The sequence below is a fragment of the Streptomyces hyaluromycini genome, from assembly GCF_002217755.1.
GTDB classification, from domain to species: domain Bacteria; phylum Actinomycetota; class Actinomycetes; order Streptomycetales; family Streptomycetaceae; genus Streptomyces; species Streptomyces hyaluromycini.
Map to the genome: position 1 here is coordinate 44,218 of NZ_BCFL01000045.1, position 6,056 is coordinate 50,273.

5 protein-coding genes and 2 pseudogenes are annotated in these 6,056 nt (G+C 70.8%); 2 read left to right on the forward strand and 5 right to left on the reverse strand.

Going from position 1 to position 6,056, the window contains the following annotated elements; all coding sequences use genetic code 11:
• Positions 1-2: 2 nt before the first annotated feature.
• Positions 3-565, reverse strand: a pseudogene (locus SSP29_RS61665) (glycosyl hydrolase family 65 protein); the annotation flags it as partial.
• A gap of 194 nt (positions 566-759) precedes the next feature.
• Positions 760-1,632, reverse strand: a complete 873-nt coding sequence (locus tag SSP29_RS50675; protein WP_089107804.1) for a universal stress protein — start codon at positions 1,630-1,632, stop codon at positions 760-762.
• Positions 1,633-1,862: 230 nt separating this feature from the next.
• On the opposite strand from SSP29_RS50675, the gene SSP29_RS50680 reads away from it, so the two are divergent.
• The gene (locus SSP29_RS50680) at positions 1,863-2,576 is read left to right on the forward strand and encodes a CBS domain-containing protein (RefSeq protein WP_089107805.1); all 714 of its coding nucleotides are present in this window, start codon (positions 1,863-1,865) and stop codon (positions 2,574-2,576) included.
• Positions 2,577-2,788: 212 nt separating this feature from the next.
• Here SSP29_RS50680 and SSP29_RS50685 read toward each other — a convergent pair whose 3' ends face one another.
• On the reverse strand, positions 2,789-3,073 hold the full coding sequence (locus tag SSP29_RS50685) for an MBL fold metallo-hydrolase RNA specificity domain-containing protein (protein WP_150136544.1): 285 nt from the start codon (positions 3,071-3,073) through the stop codon (positions 2,789-2,791).
• A 172-nt stretch (positions 3,074-3,245) separates the two neighbouring features.
• On the opposite strand from SSP29_RS50685, the gene SSP29_RS50690 reads away from it, so the two are divergent.
• A complete protein-coding gene (locus SSP29_RS50690) occupies positions 3,246-3,908 on the forward strand; it encodes a CBS domain-containing protein (protein WP_089107807.1) in 663 nt (220 codons plus the stop codon).
• A 128-nt stretch (positions 3,909-4,036) separates the two neighbouring features.
• Here the strand turns inward: SSP29_RS50690 and SSP29_RS50695 are convergent, their stop codons facing one another.
• Positions 4,037-4,462: an Hsp20/alpha crystallin family protein gene (locus SSP29_RS50695; protein WP_089107808.1), complete on the reverse strand. Its 426-nt coding sequence runs from the start codon at positions 4,460-4,462 to the stop codon at positions 4,037-4,039.
• Positions 4,463-4,755: 293 nt separating this feature from the next.
• Positions 4,756-6,056 (reverse strand): annotated as a pseudogene (locus tag SSP29_RS58200) (GAF domain-containing sensor histidine kinase); the annotation flags it as partial.

Consider the following 6,056-nt stretch of genomic DNA (forward strand, 5'->3'; position numbering starts at 1 on the left):
CCGCGCCGGGCGCGGGACAGGACCCAGCCGTGGACCAGACCGCTGAGGGTGGAGCCGTGGCTGGTACGGCGCAGGCAGTGGTCGACCGTGCGTGCCCGGACCTCGTCGTCCAGTGTGTAGTCCCATCACTCGAAGTGTGACCGGAGTTCGGTCGGCGAGACGAGGTATCCGAGCATCAGGACGCCGGCCTGTTTCGACGCCTTGCAGCGGTTCACGGTGTCGCCACGGTCGACAGCGGCCCGCAGGGGGTCACCGATCGCGGAGTCACACGACGTGCAGACGGCCGCGATCTTGTCGACGACGGTACGTCCGGGCGGGAGCTGGAGCTGCTGAGGTGCTGCACGGCTCGAAGCGGCGCGGAGGTCGCCTCGGTGATCCGCGCGTCGACCAGCATCCGGGCCGCCAGGCCGGTCCGGATGTCCGAGGTGCGGGTACGGCAGCCCAACCACACCGTGTCCGGGGCGGCCACGCCGCCGTGCACGTCGGTCAGATGACACCCGTCGAGGTCGCGGTGACGCGGCACCCCGGCGTTGGTGACGCTCCCGTCGAGCGCGGCCTCGGCCTCCGGTTCCCCTGGCGTAGTCCTCGGCGGTGAACTCGGTGCTGACATGGCGGGCAGGCGGGCCGCTCGCCCAGGGCCGTACCCCGCAGAACTGGAGCAATCGCGTGACGAGGCCGAACGGCCATGCGGCGCCCCCTCCGCTGCGGGAATCGACTGAGCGGCGCGCCCGCGACACCGTCCGTGGACGAGAGCAACGGTCACTCCGTCTGCGGCACGACCGCCACCGGGCATTCCGCATGGTGAAGCAACGTGTGGGCCACCCGGCCGAGTTGAAGACCGAAGTGTCCATGCCGACGCCTCGCTCCTACGACAACCAGGTCGGCGGCGGCCGAACGGTCCACGAGGATCCGGTGGGCCGGTCCCTCGACCGTCACACTGCGGACCCTGACCTTCGGATGGGCGGACCGGGCTTCGCCGAGCAGCGTGTCGAGCAGCGCCGACGCCTTCTCCTCGTGCTGGCGGGCGATCTCCGCGAGCGCCACCTGGTTGCCGACCTCGTGGGCGGGGCAGCGCCAGGCCCGGACCACGTCCAGAGCGCAGTTGCGGGCCTCGGCCTCACGGAAGGCGAACCGTGCGGCCTCAGCGCCGGAGACGGGCTCCCCCGCACCCAGCAGAATCCGTTCGTGACCGTCGGCCAGGCCCGCCCTCTCGCCCCGCACCACGATCACGGGGCAGTGCGCCCGGGCCGCCACCGCCAGGCCGACCGACCCGAGGAGCAGCCCGGCCAGCTCGCCCCGGCCTCGCGACCCGGTCACCAGGGCATGTGCGCCGTCGCCCGCGCTCAGGAGGGCGCGCACCGAGTCGTCGAGAAGGACATCGGCGGTGACCTTCACATCCGGGCTGCGCACTGCGGCGCGCTCTGCCGCGGAGGCGACGATGTGTTCGGCCAGCGCGCGTTCCGAGGGGCGTTTCCCGCTGTCCGACGGCACTCCGGCCTCGTAGCGCTCCCAGAGGGAGGCGTACACCAGGCGTAGTGGAAGGTCGTGGCGGGCGGCCTCGTCCACCGCCCAGTCGACCGCGAGCAGGCTTCCGTCCGATCCGTCGACACCTACGACCAGGGGAAGGGCCATCGTCCCACCGCCTTTCGCCGGACTGCCACCTCGTGCAGCAGGGGGCTCCGATTTCACCGTGCCACGTTCCGCCGACGGGCAGGAGGGGCCACTCGGCCCGTTCGCGTACCCGGTCAGCCCCTGTCGGCGTGGAACCTCGCGGCGGAGGCTGTGGGCCGGGCCGGCCGGAAGGCCGGGCTCGCGATACGACCCGTCTTCGCACGGGTCATGGCCCTGAAGGAGGCTCGGACATGAAGCCCACGAAGGTCGGCGCCGTCATGGTCAGCGACGTCGTCACGGCCGGGAACGGCACGCCGTTCAAGGAGTTGGTGCGACTCCTGGAGGAGCACCGCATCAGCGGCCTTCCCGTGGTCGACGAGGCCGGCAAGGTGATCGGTGTGGTCTCCGAGACCGACCTCATGCTGCACCAGACACGCGATCCCGAGCACGACCGCAGGCACCTGATGGGCCACGGCACCCGACGCGAGGCGGTCAAGAGCGGTGCGAGCACCGCAAACGGTGTCATGTCGACGCCCGCCGTCACCATCCGCTCCGATGCCACGGTCACCGAGGCGGCCCGGCTGATGGCCGGGCACCGTGTCGAACGCCTGCCCGTGGTGGACGAGCAGGACCAACTGGTCGGCATCGTCACCCGCGGCGACCTGCTCCGGGTCTTCCTGCGTTCCGACGACGAGATCGTCCGGGAGGTCCGGCAGGAGGTCCTCGGCAACACGCTCTGGCTGGCCCCGTACGCCGTCGAGGTCACAGCGCACAACGGTGTGGTCACCCTCACCGGTCAGCTGGAACGGCGCAGCGAGATACCCGTCGCGGTCGGCATGACACGTCGGCTGGACGGTGTGGTGGATGTCGTCGACCACCTCTCCTACCGGATCGACGACAAGCACCTGCGGCCGACCGAGCAGAAGCTCCACGGCGTGGCCGACGGCTGGCTCCACCGGCTCTGACAGCGGGAACGAACATGGGCTCGACTCCCGTCGGGAGGCATGGGCCGGACGGCCCTGGGGCCCCCGGCCCGCGCGCGGGACTTGACCGGTGACTGGTCCCGGAGCGGAGCCGATTGCCTCATGGGCGGGCGGGCGAGCGTGCGGGGACGAGGCATACGCCTACGCGGCGCCGTCACAGACGGCATACCACGTCCCCGCCCAGGAGGCGACGATCATGCAGCGGAACAGGCGGCCGAGCGCCCCAGGGCTCCGCGTGAGCCGGAGACCAGGTATGTCGCCTCCGGCGCGGGGCCGCGCAGCCAGTCGATGATCTGCGTGGCGTCGGCGTGGGCCGAGAAGTGCGGGACGTCGACGATGGCGGCCGGGACCGGGACGTACTCACCGAACATCTTGAGGGCCTTCGCGCCCTCCACGAGGTCGCGGACCCGCGTGTCCTGTGCCGCGAGCCCGACCGCCACGACCGCGTTGTGCGGATCGGGCAGCCCAGGCCCTGCCACGGGTCGAAGGGTCTTCTCCGGAGAGGCTGAGCGGCCTCTCACGAGGAAGACCCGTACATGAGGCCGAACGACCCCTTGCCGGGTCCGGGCGGCCCGTGGCGGCCGGCTCCGCCTGCACACACCCTGGGATCAGGGACCCCTCGGCCCCGCCCGTCCTTCCGAGGAGGAGACCATGCCCGGCAAACCGCACACCGTGAGCGATGTGATGACCCGCACCGTCGCCACGATCGGCCGCAACGCCCCGTTCAAGGACGTCGTCACCCTGATGGAGGAGTGGAAGGTCAGCGCCCTGCCCGTGCTGGAGGGCGAGGGCCGGGTGATCGGTGTCGTCTCCGAAGCCGATCTGCTCCCGAAGGAGGAGTTCCGGGACAGCGACCCGGACCGGTTCGTCCAGCGGCAGCGCCTCGACGACCTGGCGAAGGCCGGCGCGGTGACCGCCGAGGAGGTGATGAGCACGCCCGCCGTGACCGTGCATCCGAACGCCACGCTCGCCCAGGCGGCGCGCATCATGGCCCAGCGCAAGGTCAAGCGACTGCCCGTCGTCAACGACGAGGGGATGCTCGAAGGCGTCGTCAGCCGCTCCGACCTGCTCAAGATCTTCCTCCGCGGCGACGAGGAACTGGCCGCGGAGGTACGGCACGAGGTCGTGGACCGCCTCTTTCCGCTCTCCGCCGACCACATCCAGGTCGAGGTCACCGAAGGCGTCGTCACCCTCACCGGGTGGGTGGACGACGACGGTGCGGCCGGGGTGGCCCAACGGCTGGCCCGTGCCGTCGAGGGCGTGGTCGACGTCCGCTGCTGCCTGGTCCCGGCGTCCGCACGGAGCAACCCGTGATGACGGTTCCGGGCACGCGGCAGCAGCACTGAGCCGGGCCCGTCGACGGGCCGGAAACGGCGGTGTGCGCGGCCGGTGGTCACCGGCCGCGCACACCGGATGTGGGACCGGCGTCCTCCCCCCGAGGCTCAGCCGGTCCGCACCGGAATGGTCCTGGTTCCCGTCTTCTCCTCCGGGACCGGGACCGTGACGGTCAGCACGCCGTCCTTGTATTCCGCGGCCGCCTCGTCGCCCTTCGCTCCGACCGGCAACCGGACTGAGCGTGCGAAGGTGCCGTAGCGGAACTCGGTACGGTGCTTCCCCTTCGTTTCCTCGGTGCGCTCGGCCCGAAGGGTGAGCACCCCTTCCGTGACGGTGATCTCGACATCGTCGGCGGGGTCGACGCCCGGAAGCTCGGCCCGCAGCACGTAGGTGCCGTCCTTGATCTCCTCCTCCACACGGATGCCCTGCAGCCCCGAAGTCCCGTGCAGACCGGGGAAGCCGGACTCGGCCCAGCCGAACAGGTCCTCGGGCAGCACCGGCCAGCCGCGCAGCCGCTCGATCATGCCGCTCATGTGCTTCCTCCTTTCGGATTCTCATCTCCAGCCTCCCGCAAGGGCGTTGGAACAGCCGTGGGCCGACCGACCCTGTCCTGGATCCGGTCGGCCCTCTCTTGACGTCATCCCCGGCCGCCGGGGCGGGCCACGGTCCAGACGGCGAGCACGCTCCAGGCCTCGACCACATGACGGTGGCGCCGCAGCGGATTGCGCCGCCGGCGTCAGAACGGTCGGCCGGTCGCGCGTGCAGGACTCGTGCGGGTCATGGTCCAGCGCCTTCTTCTGAGATCCGGGACGTACGACCCCTGCCGCTACGGCTTCGTCACCGGTACCCGCCACACCAGCGTCGTACCGCCGCCCCCGGGACCCCCGGGCCCCTCGGGCGCCTCGGGCGCCTCGGGGCAGGTCCAGTCCAGGCTGCCGCCGAGTTCCGCCGCCCGCTCCGCCATGTTGCGCAGCCCGCTGCGACGGCCGCCGGACGGGATACCGACGCCGTTGTCCCGGACAGTCAGGACCAACTCCCGCCCATCCGTCACCAGAACGATCTCCGCCCGGCCCGCACAGGCATGCCGGGCCACATTGGTCAGCGCCTCCGACAGCACCGCGACCACATGATCGGCGACCTCCTTGGGCACATCGGTGTCGATCAGCCCCTCCATCCGCAGACTCGGCGCGAACCCCAGCGCCGGAGCCGCCTCACCCGCCACCCGCACCACACGCGCCCGCAACCCCCCACCGGCACCACCCTCCCGGGCCCGCAACCCGAAAATGGTCGACCTGATGATCTTGATCGTCTCGTCCAGATCATCCACCGCCCGCAACACCCGCTCGGACGCCTCCGAATGCTCGATGAAACGCCCCGCACTCTGCAACGTCATCCCGGTGGCGAACAACCGCTGGATCGCCAGATCATGCAGATCCCGGGGCGATCCGGTCACGGTCCTTCAGCACCGCGACCTCCTCCGCATCCCGCCGCCGCTCCGCCAGCTCCATCGCAATCGCCGCCTGAGCCGCGAAAACCTGCAACGGCTCAGTCTCCTTCACCGTGAACAACGGCTGCCCCACCTCACGCGCCAACAGCACCACACCACGCACCCCCGTCCCACCCGTGCCGATCGGAATCGCCACCGCCGGACCCAGCCCCTCAAAGCGCGGCGGCTCGGGCGAGACCCGCTCGTCCTGGCCCACGTCTGCACTGGTCACCGCCGCACCCTGCGAGAACGCCAGGCCCATCAGCGTCCTGTCCATGGCCAGCACCAGCCCCCGATGGGCGTCCGCGTCCATACCCACCGCGATCTCCACCGTGAGCGAACCAGTGTCCGCCATCGGCGTCGCGACCGCCGCCAGCGCCGAGCCCGTGATCTCCCTGGCCTGCTCCGCGATCAACCCGAGAGCCTCCCCACTCGCACTCCCGGACATCAGACTGTTCGTGATCTCCGCACTCGCCCGCAGCCAACGCTCACGCAGCCGCGACTCCTCATACAACCGGGCATTGTCGATCGCCACACCAGCCGCCACAGCCAGCGTCGACGTCACCGACACATCCTCCTCGTCGAACTGACCACCACCCCGCTTCTCCGTCAGATAAAGATTGCCGAAGACCTGGTCACGG

Bases quoted from the DNA above. Each gene is read 5' to 3' on its own strand.
- SSP29_RS50675 (WP_089107804.1), bottom strand. From the start codon at position 1,632: ATGGCCCTTCCCCTGGTCGTAGGTGTCGACGGATCGGACGGAAGCCTG.
- SSP29_RS50680 (WP_089107805.1), top strand. From the start codon at position 1,863: ATGAAGCCCACGAAGGTCGGCGCCGTCATGGTCAGCGACGTCGTCACG.
- SSP29_RS50690 (WP_089107807.1), top strand. From the start codon at position 3,246: ATGCCCGGCAAACCGCACACCGTGAGCGATGTGATGACCCGCACCGTC.
- SSP29_RS50695 (WP_089107808.1), bottom strand. From the start codon at position 4,462: ATGAGCGGCATGATCGAGCGGCTGCGCGGCTGGCCGGTGCTGCCCGAG.